The sequence below is a fragment of the Pseudomonas sp. UBA6315 genome, from assembly GCF_002438125.1.
Lineage (GTDB): Bacteria > Pseudomonadota > Gammaproteobacteria > Pseudomonadales > Pseudomonadaceae > Aquipseudomonas > Aquipseudomonas faucium.
In genome coordinates this window covers 1-22,115 of the sequence record NZ_DJTF01000159.1, presented here as the reverse complement: position 1 = coordinate 22,115, position 22,115 = coordinate 1, and the positions used below count along the sequence as shown (strand labels likewise).

At 64.9% G+C, this 22,115-nt stretch carries 25 protein-coding genes; 10 read left to right on the top strand and 15 right to left on the bottom strand.

The features are described from left to right. Positions 1–341, bottom strand: a 341-nt coding sequence (locus tag B3E94_RS18495; RefSeq protein ID WP_286914609.1) for a M16 family metallopeptidase, incomplete at its 3' end; no start/stop codon positions are given. 230 nt (positions 342–571) lie between these two features. Between B3E94_RS18495 and ftsY the strand changes: the two genes are divergently transcribed. From ftsY to rpoH, 4 genes are all read left to right on the top strand, one after another. After that, entirely contained in the window at positions 572–2,122 is a 1,551-nt protein-coding gene (gene ftsY, locus B3E94_RS18490; RefSeq protein WP_286914608.1) for a signal recognition particle-docking protein FtsY, read from the top strand. Continuing rightward, entirely contained in the window at positions 2,119–2,790 is a 672-nt protein-coding gene (ftsE, locus tag B3E94_RS18485; protein ID WP_011531723.1) for a cell division ATP-binding protein FtsE, read from the top strand. Before ftsY ends, ftsE begins: the two co-directional genes overlap by 4 nt. Beyond that, a complete protein-coding gene (gene ftsX / locus B3E94_RS18480) occupies positions 2,787–3,815 on the top strand; it encodes a permease-like cell division protein FtsX (protein WP_176510949.1) in 1,029 nt (342 codons plus the stop codon). The genes ftsE and ftsX overlap by 4 nt, the downstream gene beginning before the upstream one ends. A 111-nt stretch (positions 3,816–3,926) precedes the next feature. Beyond that, positions 3,927–4,781 carry an RNA polymerase sigma factor RpoH gene (gene rpoH / locus B3E94_RS18475; RefSeq protein ID WP_176510948.1) on the top strand — a complete coding sequence of 285 codons (855 nt, stop codon included), beginning with the start codon at positions 3,927–3,929 and terminating at the stop codon, positions 4,779–4,781. A gap of 77 nt (positions 4,782–4,858) precedes the next feature. On the opposite strand, the gene mtgA is transcribed toward rpoH, so the two are convergent. Beyond that, positions 4,859–5,569 carry a monofunctional biosynthetic peptidoglycan transglycosylase gene (gene mtgA, locus B3E94_RS18470; protein ID WP_236237572.1) on the bottom strand — a complete coding sequence of 237 codons (711 nt, stop codon included), beginning with the start codon at positions 5,567–5,569 and terminating at the stop codon, positions 4,859–4,861. A gap of 64 nt (positions 5,570–5,633) precedes the next feature. On the opposite strand from mtgA, the gene B3E94_RS18465 reads away from it, so the two are divergent. The 4 genes from B3E94_RS18465 to trmB all read left to right on the top strand — a co-directional run bounded on the left by B3E94_RS18465 (position 5,634) and on the right by trmB (position 7,889). After that, positions 5,634–6,005 carry a DUF423 domain-containing protein gene (locus B3E94_RS18465; RefSeq protein ID WP_176510946.1) on the top strand — a complete coding sequence of 124 codons (372 nt, stop codon included), beginning with the start codon at positions 5,634–5,636 and terminating at the stop codon, positions 6,003–6,005. A gap of 102 nt (positions 6,006–6,107) precedes the next feature. Next, positions 6,108–6,308, top strand: a complete 201-nt coding sequence (gene thiS, locus B3E94_RS18460; RefSeq protein ID WP_008092964.1) for a sulfur carrier protein ThiS — start codon at positions 6,108–6,110, stop codon at positions 6,306–6,308. A 54-nt stretch (positions 6,309–6,362) separates the two neighbouring features. Then, a complete protein-coding gene (locus B3E94_RS18455; protein WP_008092966.1) occupies positions 6,363–7,157 on the top strand; it encodes a thiazole synthase in 795 nt (264 codons plus the stop codon). A gap of 9 nt (positions 7,158–7,166) precedes the next feature. Beyond that, positions 7,167–7,889 (top strand): tRNA (guanosine(46)-N7)-methyltransferase TrmB, encoded by a 723-nt coding sequence (trmB, locus tag B3E94_RS18450; protein WP_176510945.1) that lies wholly within the window; start codon positions 7,167–7,169, stop codon positions 7,887–7,889. Between the two features lie 242 nt (positions 7,890–8,131). On the opposite strand, the gene B3E94_RS18445 is transcribed toward trmB, so the two are convergent. The 9 genes from B3E94_RS18445 to B3E94_RS18405 all read right to left on the bottom strand — a co-directional run bounded on the left by B3E94_RS18445 (position 8,132) and on the right by B3E94_RS18405 (position 14,708). Then, the gene (locus tag B3E94_RS18445; RefSeq protein WP_176510944.1) at positions 8,132–8,458 is read right to left on the bottom strand and encodes a DUF3392 family protein; all 327 of its coding nucleotides are present in this window, start codon (positions 8,456–8,458) and stop codon (positions 8,132–8,134) included. Between the two features lie 9 nt (positions 8,459–8,467). Continuing rightward, positions 8,468–9,652, bottom strand: a complete 1,185-nt coding sequence (gene hemW / locus B3E94_RS18440; RefSeq protein ID WP_286914606.1) for a radical SAM family heme chaperone HemW — start codon at positions 9,650–9,652, stop codon at positions 8,468–8,470. Then, positions 9,649–10,245 (bottom strand): RdgB/HAM1 family non-canonical purine NTP pyrophosphatase, encoded by a 597-nt coding sequence (gene rdgB / locus B3E94_RS18435; RefSeq protein WP_286914605.1) that lies wholly within the window; start codon positions 10,243–10,245, stop codon positions 9,649–9,651. The genes hemW and rdgB overlap by 4 nt, the downstream gene beginning before the upstream one ends. Further along, the gene (locus B3E94_RS18430) at positions 10,242–10,676 is read right to left on the bottom strand and encodes a DUF4426 domain-containing protein (RefSeq protein WP_236237569.1); all 435 of its coding nucleotides are present in this window, start codon (positions 10,674–10,676) and stop codon (positions 10,242–10,244) included. Before B3E94_RS18430 ends, rdgB begins: the two co-directional genes overlap by 4 nt. 22 nt (positions 10,677–10,698) lie before the next feature. Continuing rightward, positions 10,699–11,319 carry a methionine biosynthesis protein MetW gene (gene metW / locus B3E94_RS18425; RefSeq protein WP_176510940.1) on the bottom strand — a complete coding sequence of 207 codons (621 nt, stop codon included), beginning with the start codon at positions 11,317–11,319 and terminating at the stop codon, positions 10,699–10,701. A gap of 7 nt (positions 11,320–11,326) precedes the next feature. Then, on the bottom strand, positions 11,327–12,466 hold the full coding sequence (gene metX, locus B3E94_RS18420; RefSeq protein ID WP_176510939.1) for a homoserine O-succinyltransferase MetX: 1,140 nt from the start codon (positions 12,464–12,466) through the stop codon (positions 11,327–11,329). A gap of 88 nt (positions 12,467–12,554) precedes the next feature. After that, complete coding sequence (locus B3E94_RS18415) at positions 12,555–13,145, bottom strand: YggT family protein (protein ID WP_236237567.1); 591 nt, start codon at positions 13,143–13,145, stop codon at positions 12,555–12,557. Between the two features lie 10 nt (positions 13,146–13,155). Further along, positions 13,156–13,974 (bottom strand): pyrroline-5-carboxylate reductase, encoded by an 819-nt coding sequence (proC, locus tag B3E94_RS18410; protein WP_176510937.1) that lies wholly within the window; start codon positions 13,972–13,974, stop codon positions 13,156–13,158. Between the two features lie 38 nt (positions 13,975–14,012). Further along, the gene (locus B3E94_RS18405; RefSeq protein WP_176510936.1) at positions 14,013–14,708 is read right to left on the bottom strand and encodes a YggS family pyridoxal phosphate-dependent enzyme; all 696 of its coding nucleotides are present in this window, start codon (positions 14,706–14,708) and stop codon (positions 14,013–14,015) included. 65 nt (positions 14,709–14,773) lie between these two features. Between B3E94_RS18405 and B3E94_RS18400 the strand changes: the two genes are divergently transcribed. After that, positions 14,774–15,772 (top strand): type IV pilus twitching motility protein PilT, encoded by a 999-nt coding sequence (locus B3E94_RS18400; protein WP_286914601.1) that lies wholly within the window; start codon positions 14,774–14,776, stop codon positions 15,770–15,772. 98 nt (positions 15,773–15,870) lie between these two features. Here the strand turns inward: B3E94_RS18400 and B3E94_RS18395 are convergent, their stop codons facing one another. Beyond that, positions 15,871–16,500 (bottom strand): C40 family peptidase, encoded by a 630-nt coding sequence (locus B3E94_RS18395; RefSeq protein WP_176510934.1) that lies wholly within the window; start codon positions 16,498–16,500, stop codon positions 15,871–15,873. 169 nt (positions 16,501–16,669) lie between these two features. Between B3E94_RS18395 and B3E94_RS18390 the strand changes: the two genes are divergently transcribed. Further along, positions 16,670–17,089: an NINE protein gene (locus tag B3E94_RS18390; protein ID WP_286914600.1), complete on the top strand. Its 420-nt coding sequence runs from the start codon at positions 16,670–16,672 to the stop codon at positions 17,087–17,089. A gap of 45 nt (positions 17,090–17,134) precedes the next feature. Here the strand turns inward: B3E94_RS18390 and B3E94_RS18385 are convergent, their stop codons facing one another. The 3 genes from B3E94_RS18385 to B3E94_RS18375 all read right to left on the bottom strand — a co-directional run bounded on the left by B3E94_RS18385 (position 17,135) and on the right by B3E94_RS18375 (position 21,909). Further along, positions 17,135–17,833, bottom strand: coding sequence for an SPOR domain-containing protein (locus B3E94_RS18385; protein WP_176510932.1), 699 nt, complete (start codon positions 17,831–17,833; stop codon positions 17,135–17,137). Position 17,834: 1 nt separating this feature from the next. Next, the gene (argS, locus tag B3E94_RS18380; RefSeq protein WP_176510931.1) at positions 17,835–19,571 is read right to left on the bottom strand and encodes an arginine--tRNA ligase; all 1,737 of its coding nucleotides are present in this window, start codon (positions 19,569–19,571) and stop codon (positions 17,835–17,837) included. Between the two features lie 118 nt (positions 19,572–19,689). Further along, positions 19,690–21,909 (bottom strand): primosomal protein N', encoded by a 2,220-nt coding sequence (locus B3E94_RS18375; protein ID WP_286914599.1) that lies wholly within the window; start codon positions 21,907–21,909, stop codon positions 19,690–19,692. Positions 21,910–22,115 lie beyond the last annotated feature (206 nt).

Here is a 22,115-nt window from a genome sequence, read left to right as displayed (position 1 = left end):
TAGGCGGTGTAGTCGTCGCTGGTGAAGGCATTCTCTTCCGCGCCCAGGTCACGCAGGATGCGCGAGGCCTCGCCGGGGCCGATCTTGTCGCTGCCCTTGAACATCATGTGCTCGAGCGCGTGGGACAGGCCGGTCTGGCCCGGGGTTTCGTAGCTGGAGCCAACCTTGTACCAGATCTGCGAAACCACCACCGGGGCGCGATGGTCTTCGCGCACGACCACTTTCAGGCCGTTGTCGAGGATGAATTCGTGGGTGGGTTGCACATCGGCGGCGAAGGCCGCCAGTGGCAGGCAGAGCGTGCTGAGCAACAGGCCAGCGGCGCGGCGGGCTAGAGCATTCATAAGGTGTTTGACCTGTTCGGCGGCCCGCTGGTTTAGCGTCGGCGGGCCAGGAGGTGCTAGGATACTGATCCGGTTGCCTGGCGACCATGCCTGTCGCCGTTCTGGCCCCCAGGCCCACAAGACAAAACATTGCGCATGAACCAGCCGGATTCAAAATAGTCTGTTCTGCGTTTAGAGAATTCCCGATGCGCCACTGCTGGCCCATCGCTACCCTGAGATAGCCGTCTTCCATGTTTGGTTCCAACGACGACAAAAAAGCGCCGGCCGAGGCTGGCGAGAAAAAAGGCCTGTTCAGCTGGTTTCGCAAGAAGCCGCAGCAACCTGTCGCCGAACAGCCACAGACACCCGATGCCCAAGCTGCCGAGCCGGTAGCCGCACAGCCCGCCGTCGAGCCGCCCGAAGCGGCTCCGGCAGCGCCGGTGGTTGCCCAGGCACCTGCGGCCCCTGCGGCGCCTGCTGTCGCCGAGACACCGCGCCCGGCCGAGCCTGAGCCAGCCCCAGCCGTCATCCTCGAGCCTGTGCAGCAGGCCCCTGCGGCAGCAGGCTTGCCGGCGGATGTGGAGCCAGCCCCGGCACAAGCCGAGCGCCCGGCAGTGGTGGTTGCGGCCCCCGAGATCCCGGTTGCCCAGCCCGTCGAGCCGCCCGTCAGCAACCTGGTCCTGCCCGTCGCTGAAGAGCCCGTCGCCCTGGTCCCGGACCTCGAGCCCAAGGCCCCGCCAGCGATCCCCGAGCGCCCGGCCCCCGAGCCCGCCGCTGCGCCTGCAGTGGTCGAGCCGGTAATCGCAGCGCCTGCCCCGGTCGAGCCCGAGCCGGCCCCCGTGGTCGCCGCCCCAGCCGGCGAACAGTCCAAGCCCGGCTTCTTCGCCCGCCTCAAACAAGGCCTGTCGAAGACCAGCGCCAGCATTGGCGAGGGCATGGCCAGCCTGTTCCTGGGCAAGAAGGTCATCGATGACGACCTGCTCGACGAAATCGAGACGCGCCTGCTGACCGCCGACGTGGGTGTGGAAGCCACCTCGGCGATCGTCCAGAACCTGACCCAGAAGGTCGCCCGCAAGCAGCTGGCCGATGCCGACGCGCTGTACAAGTCGCTGCAGGATGAACTGGCCGCGCTGCTGCGCCCGGTCGAGCAGCCGCTGAAGGTCGAGGCGCAGAACAAGCCTTACGTGATCCTCGTGGTCGGCGTGAACGGCGCCGGCAAGACCACCACCATCGGCAAGCTGGCCAAGAAGCTGCAGCTCGAAGGCAAGAAGGTCATGCTGGCCGCCGGCGACACCTTCCGCGCCGCTGCGGTCGAGCAATTGCAGGTGTGGGGCGAGCGCAACCAGATCCCGGTGATCGCCCAGCACACCGGCGCCGACTCCGCCTCGGTGATCTTCGACGCCGTGCAGGCCGCCAAGGCCCGCGGTGTCGATGTGCTGATCGCCGACACCGCCGGCCGCCTGCACACCAAGGACAACCTGATGGAAGAGCTGAAGAAGGTCCGTCGGGTGATCGGCAAGCTCGACGCCGAGGCGCCGCACGAGGTGTTGCTGGTGCTCGATGCCGGCACCGGGCAGAACGCCATCAGCCAGGCCAAGTACTTCAACCAGAGCGTGGAGCTCACCGGCCTGGCCCTGACCAAGCTGGACGGCACCGCCAAGGGTGGGGTGATCTTCGCCCTGGCCAAGCAGTTCAATATCCCGATCCGCTTCATTGGTGTGGGTGAAGGCATCGACGACCTGCGCACCTTCGAAGCCGAGCCGTTCGTCAAGGCACTGTTCGCCGAGCGAGAGCACCCATGATCCGATTCGAACAGGTTGCCAAGCGCTATCCCAATGGCCATGTCGGCTTGCATGAGCTGAGTTTCCGGGCGCGCCGGGGCGAATTCCTGTTCGTCACCGGCCATTCCGGCGCTGGCAAGAGCACCTTGCTGCGCCTGCTGCTGGCCATGGAACGCCCGACCAGCGGCAAGTTGCTGCTGGCAGGCCAGGACCTGGGGCAGATCAGCAATGCGCAGATCCCGTTCCTGCGCCGGCAGATCGGCGTGGTGTTCCAGAATCACCAGCTGCTGTTCGACCGCACCGTGTTCAACAACATCGCCTTGCCGCTGCAGATTCTCGGCCTGTCCAAGGCCGAGATCGCCAAGCGCGTGGATTCGGCCCTGGAGCGCGTGTCGCTGAGCGACAAGGGCGAGCTGTTCCCGGCTGACCTGTCCACCGGCCAGCAGCAGCGGGTCGGCATCGCCCGCGCCATCGTGCACCAGCCAGCCTTGCTACTGGCCGACGAACCCACCGGTAACCTCGACCCGCGCCTGGCCGCGGAGATCATGGGCGTGTTCGAGGACATCAACCGCCTGGGCACCACGGTACTGATTGCCAGCCACGACCTGGCACTGATCGCGCGCATGCGCCACCGCATGCTGACCTTGCAGCGCGGCCGTCTGATCGGCGATGGGGAGGCCGGGCAATGAGCACTACACGTACACCCAAGGTTTCCGAGCGCGTTGCGCCGAAACCCGCCGACCCGCAGCCGGCGAAGAAAAAGCGCGGCGAGCACGACGACGACGGCCCGGACTTTCGCACCCTGCTGCACGCCTGGCTGGAAAGCCACCGCGCCAGCCTGGCCGACAGCCTGCGCCGCCTGGGCAAGCAGCCGATCGGCAGCTTCTTCACCTGCCTGGTGATGGCCGTGGCCTTGAGCATGCCCATGGGCCTGTCGTTGCTGCTGAAGAACGTCGAGAAGCTCGGCGGCTCCTGGCAGCGTGCGGCGCAGATCTCGCTGTACCTGAAGCTCGATGCGGGCAGCCGGGAAGGCGAAGCCCTGCGCGACGAGATCAAGGGCATGCCGGGCGTGGCAGACGCCCTGTACGTCAGCCGCGAACAGGCGCTCGAAGAGTTTCAGCAGCAATCCGGGCTTGGCGAGGCCCTGCGCGAGCTTCCCGACAACCCGCTGCCGGGCGTGGTGGTGGTGACGCCGACCGAAGTCGACAAGCCGGCGCTGGAGGCCTTGCGCCAACGCCTGGCCGAGCTGCCACGGGTGGAGAACGCCCAGCTGGACCTGGTGTGGGTCGAGCGCCTGGCGGCGATCCTCAAGCTGGGTGACCGCTTCGTGTTCGGCCTGGCAGTCATGCTGATTTCGGCCTTGCTGTTAGTAATTGGTAACACAATTCGTCTACATATCGAGAACCGGCGCATCGAGATCGAAGTGATCAAGCTGGTTGGCGGCACCGACAGCTATGTACGCCGGCCCTTCCTGTACATGGGCGCGTTGTATGGCCTGGGTGCGGGTGTGCTGGCCTGGGGCATCCTGGCGTTTGGCCTGAACTGGCTGAACGAGGCCGTGGTAGGGCTGTCCGGGCTGTACGACAGCGACTTCGCCCTGGGCGGCGTGCCGGCTGCCGACGGTCTGTCGCTCTTGATCGGTGCGGTGCTGTTGGGGTATATCGGTGCATGGATCGCGGTGGCTCGTCACTTGAACGAGTTGGCACCTCGATAGTTTTTCTGTGCCAGCATTGACATTTTTTTCATTTTGGAACTTGTACCGTCGTTCCGGGTCAATGTTGGCAGCGCCCACAAGGCGCGAGTTTTGTAAGTCGGAGGTTCTTGAATGACCACATCGTTGCAACCTGCGTATGCCCTGGTGCCTGGTGCGAACCTGGAAGCCTATGTGCACACGGTCAACAGCATCCCGCTGCTGACGGTCGAGCAGGAGCGTGATCTGGCCGAGCGTCTCTACTACGAGCAGGATCTCGAAGCCGCTCGGCAAATGGTGATGGCTCACCTGCGTTTCGTCGTACATATCGCCCGTAGCTATGCCGGCTACGGCCTGGCCCAGGCTGACCTGATCCAGGAAGGCAACGTTGGCCTGATGAAAGCGGTCAAGCGCTTCAACCCGGAAATGGGCGTGCGCCTGGTGTCCTTCGCGGTGCACTGGATCAAGGCCGAGATTCACGAGTTCATCTTGCGCAACTGGCGCATCGTCAAGGTGGCCACCACCAAGGCCCAGCGCAAGCTGTTCTTCAACCTGCGCAGCCAGAAGAAGCGCCTGGCCTGGTTGAACAATGACGAAGTGCATCGCGTGGCGGAAAGCCTCGGCGTCGAGCCGCGTGAAGTGCGTGAGATGGAAAGCCGCTTGAGTGGCCAGGACATGGCCTTCGACCCGGCCGCCGAAGCCGATGACGACAGTGCCTTCCAGTCGCCTGCGCATTACCTGGAAGACCATCGCTACGACCCTGCCGTGCAGTTGGAAGACGCCGACTGGAGCGACAACTCCAGCAGCAACCTGCACGAAGCACTGCAGGGCCTGGACGAGCGTAGCCGCGACATCCTCTACCAGCGCTGGCTGGCCGAGGAAAAGGCGACATTGCATGAGCTGGCAGACAAGTACAGCGTTTCGGCTGAGCGTATTCGTCAGCTGGAGAAGAATGCGATGAACAAGGTCAAGGCGCTGATCGCAGTCTGATCACGTTCTGGTAGTACAAAAAAGCCGCCGGCCCTCTCGGGTCGGCGGCTTTTTTATTGGAGCAGGCTTTGTGGCGCTCAGGGCCTGCGCGAGGCATCCAGCTGCATCAGGTAGCTCGGCCCGCCCAGCTGGCTCATCTGCCGCCGAATCCAGCCCGCCCGGCTGGCCACATAGGCGCTGGGCCTGCTGGCACTCCACTTGATCGGGCTGGGCAGCACCGCCGCCAGTTGCGCCGCCTGCTGCCGATTGAGCCGGCTGGCATCGATACCGAAGTGATAACGCGCCGCAGCCTGGGCGCCAAACACCCCTTTGCCCCACTCGGCGCTGTTCAGGTAGACCTCGAGGATGCGTTCCTTGGACCACATCAGCTCGATCAGTGCCGTGAACCAGGCCTCCAGGCCCTTGCGCACCCAGCTTCTACCGGACCACAGGAACAGGTTCTTGGCCACCTGCTGGGTCAGTGTGCTGGCGCCGCGAATGCTGCCACCCCGTTCGTTGTAGGCCAGTGCCGCCTGGATGGCTGGGATGTCGAAGCCCCAGTGCGTGGCAAACTTCTGGTCTTCGCCGGCAATCACGGCAACCTTGAGCTCGTCGGAGATGTTCTCCCAAGGCTCCCAGTCGCGCTGCAGGTCGATCGGCTCGCCGCTGAACCACGATTGCACCTTGCGCTCGACCATCAATGCCGAGCCCGGCGGCGGCACCCAGCGAAACACCAGCACCAGCACGATGCTGCCGGCGGCGAACCAGAGCAGGGCACGGGCAAAGCGGCGGAGTAGGGATGAAAGCATGGCGATGGCTTGGCCGGACCGGTGGAACGGGCCATTATACAGACCCGATACGAGGAGTCGTCCCATGCTTCGCAGCTTCCTGATGCTCGCTGCCTTTTTCGGTTTCACCGGTGTCGCCCTGGGCGCGTTTGCCGCGCACGGCCTGAAAAACCGCCTGTCGGCCGACTACCTGGCGATCTTTCATACCGGCGTGACCTACCAGTTGGTGCATACCCTGGCGATCTTCGGCGTGGCGCTGCTGGCGGCGCATCTGCCGGGGCGGCTGGTGGGCTGGGCCGGCGGCCTGTTTGCCGTGGGCATCGTGCTGTTCTCCGGCAGCCTCTACCTGCTGACCCTCAGCGGCCTGGGCAAACTGGGCATCATCACCCCCATCGGCGGCTTGTGCTTCCTGGCCGGCTGGCTGTGCCTGGGGCTGGCAGCCTGGCGCCTGGGCTGACCAAGCGGTCCACAATCGCGACTAATGGCGCCTGCCACCCTTGGGTAAACGCGTGGATCGGCGCTAGAATGCGGGCCCCAAAGAACAATGGTGGCCGTGCGCATGCGCATTCAACTGAACGGTGAACCTTACGAAGTGCCCGCTGGCGAAAGCGTAGCGGCCCTGCTGACACGCCTGGAGCTGACCGGGCGCCGGGTCGCGGTGGAACTCAACCTGGATATCGTGCCGCGTAGCCAGCACGACAGCACGCAGCTGAACGAAGGCGACCAGGTCGAAGTGGTCCACGCCATCGGTGGCGGTTGATCCGCCCCCGGCGATGCACCTGCAAGCCCAGCAACCTTTTCCCGAGGAACAACGATGAGCAACGTTCGTAGCGACAAGCCTTTCACCCTGGCCGGGCGTACTTTCCAGTCGCGCCTGCTGGTCGGCACCGGCAAGTACCGTGACATGGAAGAAACCCGCCTGGCCATCGAGGCCTCGGGTGCCGAAATCGTCACCGTCGCCGTGCGCCGCACCAACCTTGGCCAGAACCCAGGCGAGCCGAACCTGCTCGACGTGTTGCCGCCGGACCGCTACACCATCCTGCCGAACACCGCCGGCTGCTATGACGCGGTCGAGGCCGTGCGCACCTGCCGCCTGGCCCGTGAGCTGCTCGATGGCCACAACCTGGTCAAGCTGGAAGTGCTGGCCGACCAGAAAACCCTGTTCCCCAACGTGATCGAAACCCTCAAGGCTGCCGAAGTGCTGGTCAAGGACGGTTTCGACGTGATGGTCTACACCAGCGATGACCCGATCATTGCCCGCCAGCTGGCCGAAGCCGGCTGCATCGCGGTGATGCCGCTGGCCGGCCTGATCGGCACCGGCCTGGGGATCTGCAACCCGTACAACCTGCAGATCATCCTGGAAGAATCCAAGGTGCCGGTGCTGGTCGACGCAGGTGTGGGCACCGCTTCCGACGCCACCATCGCCATGGAAATGGGCTGCGAAGCGGTGCTGATGAACTCGGCCATCGCCCACGCCCAGCAGCCGGTGCTGATGGCCGAAGCCATGAAGCACGCCATCGTTGCCGGCCGCATGGCCTACCTGGCCGGGCGCATGCCGAAGAAACTCTATGCCAGCGCCTCTTCGCCGCTGGATGGTCTGATCAAGTAAGAGCCCCCGATGACTGAACCGCAAGATACGCCGACCACCCCTGACGGCGAAGCGCGCCCCCACCGCCGCATCAAGAGCTTCGTGATGCGCGCCGGGCGCATGACCGAAGGCCAGCAACGCGGCCTCGACCAGGGCGGCCCGCTGTACATCCTGCCGCTGGCCGACAGCCCGGTGGACTACGACCAGGTGTTTGGCCGTTCGGCGCCGCGCACCCTGGAAATCGGTTTCGGCATGGGCCACTCCCTGCTGGAAATGGCCGCCGCCGCGCCGGAGCTGGACTTCATCGGTGTCGAAGTGCACCGGCCGGGTGTCGGCGCGCTGCTCAACGGTGTGCTGACCCAGGGCCTGAAGAACCTGCGGGTGTACGACTGCGACGCCATCGAAGTGCTCAACCGTTGCGTGGCCGACAACAGCCTCGACCGTTTGATGCTGTTCTTCCCCGACCCCTGGCACAAGGCGCGCCACCACAAGCGCCGTATCGTGCAACTGGAGTTCGCCGAACTGGTGCGCCGCAAGCTCAAGCCGGGCGGCGTGTTCCACATGGCGACCGACTGGGAGCCGTATGCCGAGTACATGCTGGAAGTGATGAGCGCTGCGCCGGGTTATCGCAACCAGGCAGCGGACGGTGCTTATGTGCCGCGCCCGCAAGAGCGTCCGATCACCAAGTTCGAGCGCCGTGGTGAGCGCCTGGGGCATGGGGTTTGGGATTTGAAGTTCGAGAAGGTGGATTGAACGGCTGATTCAGCGTTTCAATGTGCTGATGCCTGCAGAACCGCAGGCGAAAAAAAACCGCCTTGAGAAGGGCGGTTTTTTGTTTGAGCGAGAGGGCTGAGTATCCATCGCTCGGGGTTTCACCGAAACACCCACACAGTTAGTGGACCATAGGGAGGCAGGCAGGGTGCGTCAATGATCAGAAAAATTCTGCATCACGTGTGTCTGAGCAGTTAACAGCATTGACCGTGCTTTTAGCAACCTCACCCCCGCCGATCAGCCACCACCCCAATCAACACCAGCACCACCAGCAGCACCGGTGCCAACGCATAGTTGTTGAACTGGCCCAGCCCCTTCACCACCCAGGGCGTGGCGTAGATCAGCGCCGCACCACTGCCGATCATCACCAGCAGCGCCATGAACGGTATGCGCAGGGCGCCTGCCAGGCCGCCCAGGCGCTGTTCCACCCAGGCCTTGAGGTCGGTGCCGAACAGCACCAGCAAACAGCCTACCAATGCCAGGGAAATCTCCGACAGGTTGCTTCGGCTCCAGCGAGAAACCGTCGCCAGCAGATCGAGTACCAGATCCATGGGTCGTCCTTAGGTCAAGAAATACTGCAGCAGGTCATTGAGGAACAGCTGGCCGCGTGGCGTGGCCACCAACCGATCCGGTTCGACCTGCAAAAGGCCCTTTTGTTCGGCCGCGCGGCGCGCCTCGGCCAGTTGCGCCAGGGGCAGGCCGGTGCGCTGGGTGAACAGCTCGGCTTCCACGCCATCGGTGAGGCGCAGGGCGTTCATCAGGAACTCGAACGGCAGTTCATCCACCGGCAGCAGCTTCTCGCCGGCCTTGAAGGGCTTGGCGAGGTTCAGGTAGTCCTTCGGCAGGCGGGTTTTCCAGGTGCGCAGGATGCGGCCGTCGGCGAAGGTCAGCTTGCCATGGGCGCCGGCGCCGATGCCGATGAAGTCGCCGAAACGCCAGTAGTTCAGGTTGTGTCTGGCCGGGCGATCGGGCTGGGCGTAGGCCGACACTTCGTACTGCCTGAAGCCGTGCTCGGCCATCAGCGCCTGGCCGGCTTCCTGGATGTCCCAGAGGATGTCGTCTTCCGGCAGCTCCGGTGGCTGGTTCCAGAACACCGTGTTCGGTTCCACGGTCAGCTGGTACCACGACAGGTGCGTCGGCCCCAGGTCGATGGCCTGGCGCAGGTCGCCGAGGGCGTCGTCCAGCGACTGGTCGGGCAGGCCGTGCATCAGGTCCATGTTGAAGTTGTCGAAGCCCGCCGCGCGAGCCATTGCCGCGGCACGAATCGCCTCGTCGCCATTGTGGATGCGGCCCAGCGCCTGCAACTTGGCCGGCTGGAAGCTCTGCACGCCGATGGACAGGCGGTTGATGCCCGTCTGCCGGTAGGCCTTGAACTTCTCCTGCTCGAACGTGCCGGGGTTGGCTTCCAGCGTGATCTCGATGTCCGGGGCAAACGGGATACGTTGCTCCACGCCACGCAGCAAGCGCCCGAGGGCGTTGGCGCTGAACAGGCTGGGGGTGCCGCCACCGAAGAAGATCGACGAAATCGGCCGGCCTTGCACGGCGGCCAGTTCCTGGTCGAGGTCGGTCAGCAAGGCATCGACATAGGCCTCTTCCGGCAGCTCAGGGCCGGCGGCATGGGAGTTGAAGTCGCAATAAGGGCATTTGCGCACGCACCACGGGATGTGGATGTACAGCGCCAAAGGCGGCAGCATGGCGAGACCCGCCGCGCCATGGCGCGGCTGGGTGGACAGCGTTGTGATCATGCCAGGCCCAGGCGTTGACGCAGCAGGGCCATGGCGCGGGCGCGGTGGCTGAGCTGGTTCTTGTCGGCAGGGCTGAGGTCGGCGCTCGAGCAGTTGCGCTCTGGCACCCAGAACAGCGGGTCGTAGCCAAAGCCATGCTCGCCACTGGCTTCGAACAGGATGCGCCCTTGCCACAGGCCTTCGCAGAGGATCGGCAGCGGGTCATCGGCATGCCGCACCAGGGCCAGCACGCAGACGAACTGGGCGCCGCGCTGGTCTTGCGGTACATCCTTCAGCGCTTCGAGCAGCTTGGCGTTGTTGGCGGCATCGCCTTTGCCATCGGCGTAGCGCGCCGAATAGATGCCGGGGGCGCCGCCCAGGAAGTCCACCGCCAGGCCCGAGTCGTCGGCCAGCGCCGGCAGGCCGGAGATGCGCGCGGCGTTGCGCGCCTTGAGGATGGCGTTCTCGACGAACGACAAGCCGGTTTCTTCAGGCTCCACCTGGCTGAACTCGCCGATCGAGCGCAGCTGCACCGACTGCCCGAGCATGGCTTGGAGTTCCTTGAGTTTGCCGGCGTTGTGGCTGGCCAATACGAGTTGCTGGAAATTCATCATTCGCCTGGGAACACTTCCTGGTTGAAGCTGAGTTGATGGCTGACCCCGCCGGTTTCGACATTCAGGTCGAAGGTCAGGGTCTCGGCCTGTTCGATCTTGAACTGGGCAATGTAATAAACGGCGCCCTGGTCGGTGATCTGCTTGAACGACAGCGGGTTGCTGCGCCCGGTCAGGTCTTTCACCGTGCCGCTGACCACCCCCATGCTCGGCTTGCCCGCCTTGATCAGAGCAATGTTGAGCACGCCCTGGTTCTTGCTGCGGGTAAGCCCGGTGGCGGCGGCAATGTCCGGTTGCAGCATGCTTGAGGTAAAGGCGCTGTAGTGCACCGTCACGTCGCCGAAATCTTCCTTGCGATCGGGCCTGGCGGCATCGGCAGCCAGTACCGGCAAGGCCAGGCACAGGCTGATCAGGAACAGGGCTAGACGACGCATGGTGCGATTCCTCCGGTAAGCGTCAGACCGCGAGCTGGTGCTCCTGCAGGCCAGGGCTGCTGACGCGATAAATGCCGATTTCACCTAGAAGATTAGGCCAAAGCCGGCCTCCCCACCCGTTGCGGTGCAAGTGGTCGACGGCCAGGCGGTCGAGCACCTTGGCATGGCGCTCGTGGCACAGCTCTTCGAAGTCGGCGAAGGTACAGAAGTGAATGTTCGGCGTGTTGTACCAGGTATACGGCATGAAGTCCGACACCGGCATGCGGCCTTTGGTCGCCAGGTACCAGCGGCAGCGCCAGTGGCCGAAGTTGGGGAAGGTGATGATGCACTGGCGGCCCACCCGCAGCATCTCGTCGAGGATGCGGTCGGGGTACTCCACGGCCTGCAGGGCCTGGGTCATGATCACCACATCGAAACTGTTGCTGGCGAAGTTGCCCAAGCCCTTGTCCAGGTCCTGCTCGATCACGTTGACGCCCTTGGCCACGCAGGCGGCGATGTTGTCGGCGTCGATTTCCAGGCCGTAGCCGGTGACCTGCTTGCGATCGCGCAGCGATGCCAGCAGCTCGCCACTGCCGCAGCCCAGGTCGAGTACCCGGCTACCGGCGGGAATCCACTCGTGGATGATTTCCAGATCGGCTCTCATGCTGTCCTCAGATGGCGATGCGGTTCATGTAGTTCGAGAAACCCTGCATGTAGCGAGGCGTCGGGATCAGGAAGGCATCGTGGCCGTAAGGCGAGTCGATCTCCAGATAACAGACGTTCTTGCGCGCCGCCATCAGGGCGTCGACGATCTCGCGCGAGCGGGCCGGCGAGAAGCGCCAGTCGGTGGTGAACGACATGATGCAGTAGTCTGCCTTGACCTCGGCCAGGGTGGCCGCCAGGTCGCCGCCGTGGGCCGCGGCCGGGTCGAAGTAGTCCAGGGCCTTGGTCATCAGCAGGTAGGTGTTGGCGTCGAAGCGGCCGGAGAATTCTTCGCCTTGATAGCGCAGGTAGCTCTCGACCTGGAATTCGACGCTGTGGAAGTCGTAGTTGAGCTTGTCGCTCTTGAGCTCACGGCCGAATTTCTCGCCCATCGAGTCGTCCGACAGGTAGGTGATGTGGCCGACCATGCGCGCCAGCATCAGCCCGCGCTTGGGGATCACGCCCTGGTCCTGGAACGAGCCGCCGTGGAACTCCGGGTCGGTGAGGATGGCCTGGCGCGCCACTTCGTTGAAGGCGATGTTCTGCGCCGACAGCTTGGGCGCGGAGGCGATGTCCACGCAATGGCGCACGCGCTCGGGGTAGGTGATGGTCCACTGCAGCGCCTGCATGCCGCCCAGGCTGCCGCCGACGATGGCGGCCCATTGCTGGATGCCGAGGCGGTCGGCCAGGCGGGCCTGGCTGTGCACCCAGTCTTCCACGGTCAGCACCGGGAAATCGGCGCCATACGGCTTGCCGGTGGCCGGGTTGACGCTGCTCGGGCCGGTGCTGCCGTTGCAGCCGCCGAGGTTGTTCAGGCTGACCACGAAGAAGCGATTGGTGTCGATCGGTTTGCCTGGGCCGATGCAGCTGTCCCACCAGCCCGGCTTGCGGTCGGTGGCGGCATGGTAGCCGGCGGCATGGTGGTGGCCGGACAGGGCATGGCAGATCAGCACGGCATTGCTCGCGCTGGCGTTCAGGCTGCCATAGGTTTCATAGACCAGCTCGTAGCTGGCCAGGGAGCGGCCACAGGCCAAGGCCAGCGGTTCTTCGAACCGGGCAGTTTGCGGTGTAACCAGACCGACGGAATCTTCGGGAAGGACAGTGGACATCGACCCTGCTCACGCTTGACGGAGGCGTAAGTCTAAAGAGCGCTACCCCCAGCGGCAAGCAAAGGCTTGCCGCCAGGTGCAGGCGGGGTCAGATCATCCGCCACAGTTCCTGTGGCATGCCGGCATAGGCGGCCAGCGGTGGCATGACGAACGACTGGATCACCTGGATCGCCAGGAAGGCGAAGATCGGCGAGATGTCCATGCCGCCCAGGTTGGGGACGATGCGGCGGAACGGTGCCAGCACCGGCTCGCTGATCTGGTAGGCCAGTTCGGCAGCTGGGTTGTGGCTGTTCGGCGCGACCCAGGAGACGATCACCATGACGATCATCGCCACCCAGAAGATCTTCAGGAACAGCGAGGTGATCCCGATGATCGCCCACATCAGCAAGTGCAGGACATCGCCGAAGGTGCCGTAGGTAACCATCAGCACGAAGCCCATCAGCAGGGCCTGGATGACCACGGCCAGCAGCAGCGAGGAGGTGTCCAGGCCACCGATGCTGGGGATCACCCGGCGAATCGGCTTGAGCAGCGGCTGGGTGGCGCGCACGGTGAACTGGCACAGTGGGTTGTAGAAGTTGGCCTTGACCAGCTGCAGCACGAAGCGCAGCAGGACGATCACCAGGTACAGGCTGACCAGGGTTTGCACCACGAAGATCGCGGCGCCTGACAGTGCATTCATCAACAGCTCCTTATTTGCCCAATTGCTCGGCCAGCTCGGCAGAACGCTTGGCCGCAGCCTCCAGCGCTTGCTCGACGATGGCTTCGAACCCGTTGCCCTGGAACGACTTGATTGCCGCCTCGGTGGTACCGGCCGGCGAGGTGACCCGGCGGCGCAGTTCGGCGGCGTCGACGTCGCTGGCCACGGCCATGTGCGCGGCGCCCAAGGCCGTTTGCAGGGTCAGCTGAGAAGCGGTTTCGCGCGGCAGGCCGAGTTTTTCGCCGGCGGCGGTCATGGCTTCGATCAGCAGGAAGAAATACGCCGGGCCGCTGCCCGAGACGGCCGTGACCGCATCGAGCTGCTGTTCCTGCTCCAGCCACAGGGCGGTGCCGACAGCCGACAGCAGCTGTTCGGCCTGCTCGCGCTGTGCGGCGGACACCTCGGCCGTTGCATACAGGCCGCTGACGCCCTGGCGCAGCAGCGCCGGGGTGTTGGGCATGCAGCGCACCACCGGGCGGGCGCCGAGCCAGGCCTGCAGGCTGGCGCAGGTGATGCCGGCGGCGATGGAAACGATCAGCTGGCCATCTTGCAGGCTTGGCTGCAGGGCCTGGCACACGGCCTTCATCACCTGCGGCTTGACCGCCAGGACGATCACGTCGGCATCGGCGATGGCGCTGGCGTTGTCTTCGAACGTTGCAACTCCGTGCTCGGCCTGCACCCGCGCGCGGGTTTCGGCGCCCGGGTCGCTGGCGCGGATCTGCGATGCGTCCAGGCCTTGGGCACGCAGGCCGCCGATCAGGCTGGCGGCCATGTTGCCGGCGCCGATAAAGGCAATACGTGTCTTGCTCATGTCAGGTCCTTGAGGGAAAGAGTGAGTAAAGCATGGAATCAGACGGGGTCGCTGGCCGGGTAGCTGCGCGCGCCGAACAGGGCGGTGCCGATGCGTACCCAGGTCGCACCCTGTGCAATCGCCGCTTCAAGGTCGTGGCTCATGCCCATGGACAAGGTGTCCAGGCCCAGGCCCAACTGCTCCTGCAACTGGCGCAGGCTGGCAAAGGCTGCCTCTTGCTCGGCGCGGTCGTCGGTCGGCTCGGGGATCGCCATCAACCCGCGCAGGCGCAGGTTGGGCAGGGCGGCCACGGCATTGGCCAGCGCTGGCAGGTCCGCCGGGGCGCAGCCCGACTTGCTGGCTTCACCGCTGACATTCACCTGCAGGCAGATGTTCAGCGCGGGCAGGCCAGCGGGGCGCTGCTCGGACAGGCGTTGGGCGATCTTCAGGCGGTCCACGGAATGTACCCAGTCGAAATGTTCGGCAATCGCTTTGGTCTTGTTCGACTGAATGGGGCCGATGAAGTGCCAGATCAAGGGCAGGTCGCGCAGTTCGCCCTGCTTGTTCAGCGCTTCCTGCAGGTAGTTTTCGCCCACGTCGCGCACGCCCGCGGCATGGATTTCGCGGATGGCACTGGCCGGTTTGGTCTTGCTCACCGCCAGCAGCTGGACGCTGGCCGGGTCGCGCCCAACGGCCCGGGCCGCGCTGTCGATGCGCTTGGCGAGGGCGGAAAGGTTGTCTGCTATGGTGGACATGGATCGATGCCGTCGGCTCTGGGGTCTGCGGCATTCTACCTGCTTGATGGCCTTTGGGGAGTCTCATGGACGTGACCGACCTGCTGGCCCGGGCCGTGGAGGCAGGGGCGAGCGACCTGCACCTGGCCGCGGGCGAAATACCCATGCTGCGCCTGGATGGCGAATTGCAGCGCCTGGGTTTGCCTCGTTTGCAGCCTGCTGCCTTGAGCGCTGGCCTGGCGCCTTTGCTCGACGATGGCCAGCGCCAGCGCTGGGAGCAGGGCGACGAACAGGACCTGGCGCTGCAGCTGGCACCGCTTGGGCGTTTTCGTCTGAACCTGTTTCGCCAGTTGAACGGCCCGGCGGCAACCTTTCGCGTGATCCCGGCACGCATCGCGACTCTCGATGAACTGGCCCTCGAAGAAGTGTTTCGAGCTATTGCACAGTACAGCGACGGCCTGGTGCTGATCGGCGGCCCGACCGGCAGCGGCAAGTCCAGCACCCTGGCGGCACTGATCGATCAGCTCAATCGTCAGCGGTGCCTGCACATCATCACCCTCGAAGACCCGATCGAAGTTATCCACAGCGGCCAACGCAGCCTGATCAACCAGCGCGAAATCGGCCGGCATTGTCGTGACTTCAGCCAGGGGCTGCGCAGTGCGCTGCGCCAGGACCCGGATGTGATCATGATCGGCGAGCTGCGCGACCTGGAAACGATCCGCCTGGCGCTGCGCGCGGCGGAAACGGGGCATCTGGTATTGGCGACGGTGCATACGCGCTCGGCAGTGAGCAGTGTCGACCGGCTGGTGGATGTGTTTGCCGCAGAAGAAAAGCCCTTGGTGCGGGCAATGCTGGCGGAGTCGTTGCGCATGGTGGTGGCGCAGGTGCTGGTCAAGCGCGTGGGGGGCGGGCGGGTGGCGGCCAGGGAGGTGCTGGTGGCGACACCGGCGGTGCGTAACCTGATACGCGAAGGGCGGATGGCGCAATTGTGTTCGGTGATGCAGGCGGGGGCGGCGCAGGGGATGCAGACGATGGAAGGGGCGATGAGCCAGCTGAAGCGTCAAGGGCTGGTCGAGTTGGCGTGAAGCCTTCTGGCCCTATCGCCGGCAAGCCGGCTCCCACAGGTGCATTACAGGGTTCGGGACCTGTGGGAGCCGGCTTGCCGGCGATGGGGTCAGCGCGCTCAGCGCTTGGCCAGTGCCAGCTGCTGCTGATCCTTCGGCAACACCCGCTTGGCGACAACGTAATGCTTCTGCCAGTAAGGCTTGCTCAGGTTGTCGATGCTCACCCGCTTGCCGCGACGCGGCGCGTGGATGAAACGGTCGTTGCCCAGGTAGATGGCAACGTGGTTGACCCGGCGGCTCTTGATGTTGAAGAAGATCAGGTCGCCCGGCTTGAGGTCGCCCTGCGCGACCTTCACGCCATGCCCCTCGGCCATGGCATTGGAGGTGCGCGGTAGGTCGACGTCAGCCACGTCGTTGAAGGCGTACTTGACCAGCCCGCTGCAGTCGAAACCCTTTTTCGGGCTGCTGCCACCCCATACATAGGGCGTGCCGAGTACATTGACGGCGCGGCTGAGCACATCGCTGCTCTGCTTGGGCGACATCGAGGCAACGGCGGGCAGGTTATGGCCCTTCGCCGAGGTATTCTGGCGTGCGCGCAGCGCGGTCTGCTTGACCGGCGCGTGTTTCACCGAGGCGTTGCTGGTGTAGCCGGTGAAACCATTGGGAAGACGTTGCTCACGATTGGTGGCGTGGGCGGCCAGGGGCAATAATAGGCAGAGGGTCAGCCATGTCTTGAGTAAAGGCGGCATAGATGAAGCTCTTTATGAATGTTTTATGTGTGTTGGCGGGCAACTTTATAACAGCTTTTTGATCAGTTTCTGATCCGTTGGTCGATTGTCATGCTGCCGTACGTCGGTCAACGCCAGAAAAGTCACATTTTTTTTTAGAAAATTTTCGGATAACCCAGGAGGGCTATGAATGAACAGTTATGAACAAGGGGCGCCGCACCACGACACCCACAGCAAGGTGATCGGCTACCTGCTGTGGATCTTCGGCTTCACCGGCTCGCACCGCTTCTACTACGGCAAGCCCATCACCGGGACGATCTGGTTCTTCACCCTGGGCCTGCTCGGCATCGGCTGGCTGATCGACCTGTTCCTGATTCCGTCGATGGACCGCGAGGCCGACATGCGCTTCCAGTCCGGGCGCATCGACTACAACATCGCCTGGATTCTGCTGACCTTCCTCGGTGTGTTCGGCGTGCACCGGCTGTACCAGGGCAAGTGGATCAGCGCGATCATCTACTTCTTCACCGGCGGCCTGTTCCTGCTGGGCGTGCTGTATGACTTCTGGACGCTGAACGGCCAGATCTCCCAGGCCAACAGCGAGCGCCGCTGAGGCAGAAAAAAGGCCTTGTCGCATCGAGCGGCAAGGCCTTTTTCATTACTGGCGGGTCTGTCGCTGCTGCAGCAGCAGGTTGCTGAACCCTGCCCCTGCCAACTGCTTCTGGGCCCCGGTCAGCTGTTCGCGGTTGCTGAACGGGCCGACCAGCACGCGGTACCAGGTTTCATCCTTGACCGTTCCCGACTCCACCTTCACCGCCTGGCCCAGCAGGATGATCTGCGCGCGCACCTTGTCGGCATCCGCCTGCTTGCGGAACGAGCCCGCCTGCAGGAAGAACTGCGTGGTGGCTGCCGGCTTGATCACCGGCGGCGCTGGCGGCGGCGTTTGCCCCAGCAATGCAGCCTGGGCGCGCGCGGTGTCGATCTTCGCGGCTTCCGCCGGGGTTACCGGGGTCACCGGCTGGGCCGGCACGGGCGGTGTCTTCTCCGGTACCGCCTCAGGCGGCACGATCACCTCGGACTCCGGCAGCAGCGTGTAGAAGTCGTACTTCGGCTTCACCGGCTGCTGCGGCGTGGCAGGCGTGGACTTGCTGGCTTCGGCCGCCTTCTCTGGCTTCTGCTGCTCGGGCTTGGTGCGCTGGATCTCGCCGCCACCGGGTTCGAGCTTCATCAAGAAGACGATGAAGGCGCCGACGGTAAGGCCGACCGCCAACCATACCCAGCCGGGGATCGGCTGTTTGGCCGGTGCCTGGGTGCGGCTGGCGCCGCGCTTGGGTGCTGGTTTTTTCTTGGCAGCCAACTTACATACGCTCCAGGGTTTCCAGGCCGAGCAGTTCCAGACCTTGCTTGAGGGTGCGGCCGGTCAGGGCAGCCAGGCGCAGGCGGCTCTGCTGCTGCTGCGGGGTTTCGGCGGCGAGGATCGGGCAGTTCTCGTAGAAGCTGGAGAACAGCCCGGCGAGGTCGTAGAGGTAGCTGCACAGCACGTGCGGCGTGCCCTTCTCGGCGACGTTGTTGAGGATTTCGCCGAACTGCGCCAGGCGTGCGGCCAGGTCCTGCTCGTGGGGCGCCTGCAGGACGATGCGGCCTTCGACCTCGTCAAAGCCCTTGCCCAGCTTGCGGAATACGCCGGCCACGCGGGTGTAGGCGTACAGCAGGTAAGGCGCGGTATTGCCTTCGAAGTTGAGCATCAGCTCGAAGTTGAAGCTGTAGTCGCTGGTGCGGTGCTTGGACAGGTCGGCGTACTTCACCGCGCCGATACCCACCACTTCACCGATGTGGCGCAGTTCTTCATCGGCCAGGCTCGGGTTCTTTTCCTTGACCAGCGCATAAGCGCGGTCCTTGGCCTCGGTGAGCAGGTCGATCAGCTTCACGGTGCCGCCGTCACGGGTCTTGAACGGGCGGCCGTCGGCGCCGTTCATGGTGCCGAAGCCCATGTGCTCCATCTGCATCGGGTGGCCGACGAAGCCTGCGCGGCGGGCCACTTCGAATACCTGGTTGAAGTGCAGTGCCTGGCGCTGGTCAACGAAGTACAGGGCGCGGTCGGCCTTGAGCACGTTGCTGCGGTAGCGCACGGCCGCAAGGTCGGTGGTGGCGTACAGGTAGCCACCGTCGGCCTTCTGCACGATCACCGGCAGCGGCTCGCCTTCGCTGTTCTTGAACTCGTCGAGGAACACGCACTGGGCGCCCTGGTCCTCGACCAGCAGGCCCTTGGCCTTGAGGTCGTTGATCACGTTGGCCAGGTCGTCGTTGTAGGCGCTTTCGCCCATCACGTCGGCCATGGTCAGCTTGACGTTGAGCAGCTCGTAGGTCTTCTGGCAGTGCGACAGCGAGATGTCCTTGAAACGCGTCCACAGGGCCAGGCACTCGGGGTCGCCGGCCTGCAGCTTGACCACCAGGCCGCGGGCGCGGGTGGCGAATTCTTCGGATTCGTCGAAGCGTTTTTTGGCCGCGCGGTAGAAGTTCTCCAGGTCCGACAGCTCGTCGCTGGTGATCGGGTTCTCTTCCAGGTAGGCCATCAGCATGCCGAACTGGGTGCCCCAGTCGCCCACGTGGTTCTGGCGGATGACCTGGTCGCCGAGGAACTCCAGCACCCGGGCGACGCTGTCACCGATGATGGTCGAGCGCAGGTGGCCGACGTGCATTTCCTTGGCCAGGTTCGGTGCCGACATGTCGATCACCACCTTCTGCGCAGGGCCGGCCTTGCGCGCGCCCAGGTGGGCGTCGGCCAGGGCCGCGTCCAGGCGGTTGGCCAGGGCTTCGGTGTTCTGGAAGAAGTTCAAGAACCCTGGGCCTGCGATCTCGACCTTGCTGATGTCGGCGCTGGCCGGCAGGGCGTCGATCAGTTTCTCGGCCAGGTCGCGCGGCTTCATGCCGGCCGGCTTGGCCAGCATCATGGCGATGTTGCTGGCGAAATCGCCGTGGGTCTTGTCCCGGGCGTTTTCCACCTGGATCGCCGGCGACAGCCCTTCAGGCAGCACACCGTCGGCGACGAGTTGGGTGAGGGCTTGCTGGATCAGCTGGCGAATGGTGTCTTTCATGGGGATCTCTTTTCGACCGCAAGCGCGGTGGGGCGCCTGGATGCGCAGGTGGAAAAACTGGGCATTATCCGTTGCCGGGGCCGGGTTGCCAACCTTTGGCGGCCAATGGGCTGCATGCTCAATACAGGTCCACGGGGTCCACATCGAGCGACCAACGTACCTGGCGCCCGCTTGGCAGTTGCTCCAACACTAGCAACCAGGCGCTGATCAGTCGATGCAAGGGTGCCCGGGTGTTGGCCTGGATCAACAATTGGGCACGGAAGCGCCCAGCCTTGCGCTCCATCGGAGCGGGCACCGGGCCCAACAGTTCAATGCCCGGCAAGCCTTGCTCGGCCACCAGGCGCTCCGCCGCACTGCAGGCCTCGTCGAGAAAGCCCTCGGCCTGGCCTGGCTTGTGTGCTTCGGCGCGCAGCAGGGCCAGGTGCGAATAGGGCGGCAGGCCGGCTGCGCGGCGTTCGTCCAGGGCCTGTTCGGCGAAGGCGAAGTAGCCTTGCTCGGTCAGCTGCACCAGCAGCGGGTGGTCGGCCAGGTGGGTCTGGATGATCACCTTGCCCGGCTCTTCGGCACGCCCGGCGCGGCCTGCAACCTGGACGATGAGCTGGGCCATGCGCTCGCTGGCGCGAAAATCGCCGGAGAACAGCCCGCCATCGGCATCGAGGATGGCCACCAGGGTAACCCGCGGGAAGTGGTGCCCCTTGGCCAGCATCTGGGTGCCGACCAGGATGCTCGGCTGGCCGCGCTGGATGGTGCTGAACAGGTTGTGCATGGCGTCCTTGCGCGCCGTGCTGTCGCGGTCCACGCGCAGGATCGGGTAGTCCGGGAACAGCACCTTCAGGCGTTCCTCGGCGCGCTCGGTGCCAGCCCCGACCGGGCGCAAGTCCACGTGGTTGCACTTGGGGCACTGGTGCGGCAGCCGCTCGTCATAGCCGCAGTGGTGGCAGCGCAGCACGCCGGAGCGTTGGTGCACGGTCATGCGCGCATCGCAGCGCGGGCATTCGGACAGCCAGCCGCAGTCATGGCACAGCAAGGTGGGGGCGAAGCCGCGGCGGTTGAGGAACACCAGCACCTGCTGGCCGGCTTCCAGGGTCAGGCGGATGGCCTGTTGCAGCGGGCCGCTGATACCGCTGTCCAGCGGCAGGCTCTTCACGTCCAGGCGCAGCATGCGCGGCGGGCGCGCGCCACCGGCGCGCTGGTTCATGCGCAGCAGGCGGTAGCGGCCGGTCAGGGCGTTGTGCAGGGTTTCCAGCGACGGGGTGGCAGAGCCGAGCAGGATCGGGATGTTTTCCTGGTGGGCGCGCACCAGCGCCAGGTCGCGGGCGTGGTAACGCAGGCCTTCCTGCTGTTTATAGGAGCCGTCGTGCTCCTCGTCGATGATGATCAGGCCCGGGTTCTTCATCGGGGTGAACAGCGCCGAGCGGGTACCGATGATGATGTCGGCCTCGCCATCACGCGCCGCCAGCCAGGCATCGAGGCGTTCGCGGTCGTTCACGGCCGAGTGCAGCAGGGCGATGCGCGCATTGAAGCGCTGCTCGAAGCGCGCCAGGGTCTGCGGGCCGAGGTTGATCTCGGGGATCAGCACCAGCGCCTGCTTGCCGGCCTCCAGGGTTTCGCGGATCAGCTGCAGGTAGACCTCGGTCTTGCCGCTGCCGGTGACGCCCGCCAGGAGAAACGCGGCAAACCCGCCAAAACCCTCGCGCACCGCGTCGAAGGCATCGCGCTGTTCTTCGTTGAGCGGCAGCTCCGGCTGGGCCAGCCAGTGTTCGTGGCGTGGCGCCGGGCGCTGGCGGCGCACTTCCACCTGGACCAGGTCCTTGGCCAGCAGCAGGTCGAGGCTGTCCTTGTTCAGGTTGAGCTTGGCCAGCAGGCTGTGGGCCACGCCATGGGGGTGCTGGGCCAGGGTCTTCAAGGCATCGCGCTGGCGGGGCGCCCGGGCGATGCGCGGGTCTTCGGCGCGGGCGCCGGGGGCCACGTGCCAGAAGCGTTCCTGGCGCATTTCGGCCGGCTCGCCCTGGCGCAGCAGCGTGGGCAGGGCCCAGCTGAGGGTGTCACCGAGGCTGTGCTGGTAGTACTGGGCCGTCCACAGGCACAGCTTGAACAGCGCCGCCGGCACCGGGGTCACCGGGTCGAGCAGGGCGATGGCCGGCTTGAGCTTGTCGGCGGGCACTTCGCTCTGATCGCAGACCTCCACCAGCACGCCGATCATCTCGCGGCGGCCGAACGGCACGCGGATGCGCATGCCCGGTGCCAGGGCCTGGCGCGCCATGCTCGCCGGCGCCCGGTAGTCGAACAGGCGACGCAAGGGAGAGGGCAGGGCAAGGCGCAGGATGACGTCGGACACGCGGAAAATCTCGGAGGGCATTTCAATGACTGGCGAGCCTAGCAGACGACGGCCGGTGCAAGCGACAACTTGCGCTGGCGTGACACTCTGGTAATATTCGCCGCCTAATTACGTGCGGTATTCAACAATGGTGTTGGGTGGCGGCACGCAGCTCGAGGAAGTGACCATGAAAGCAGATATTCATCCGAACTACGAAGTAGTTGCAG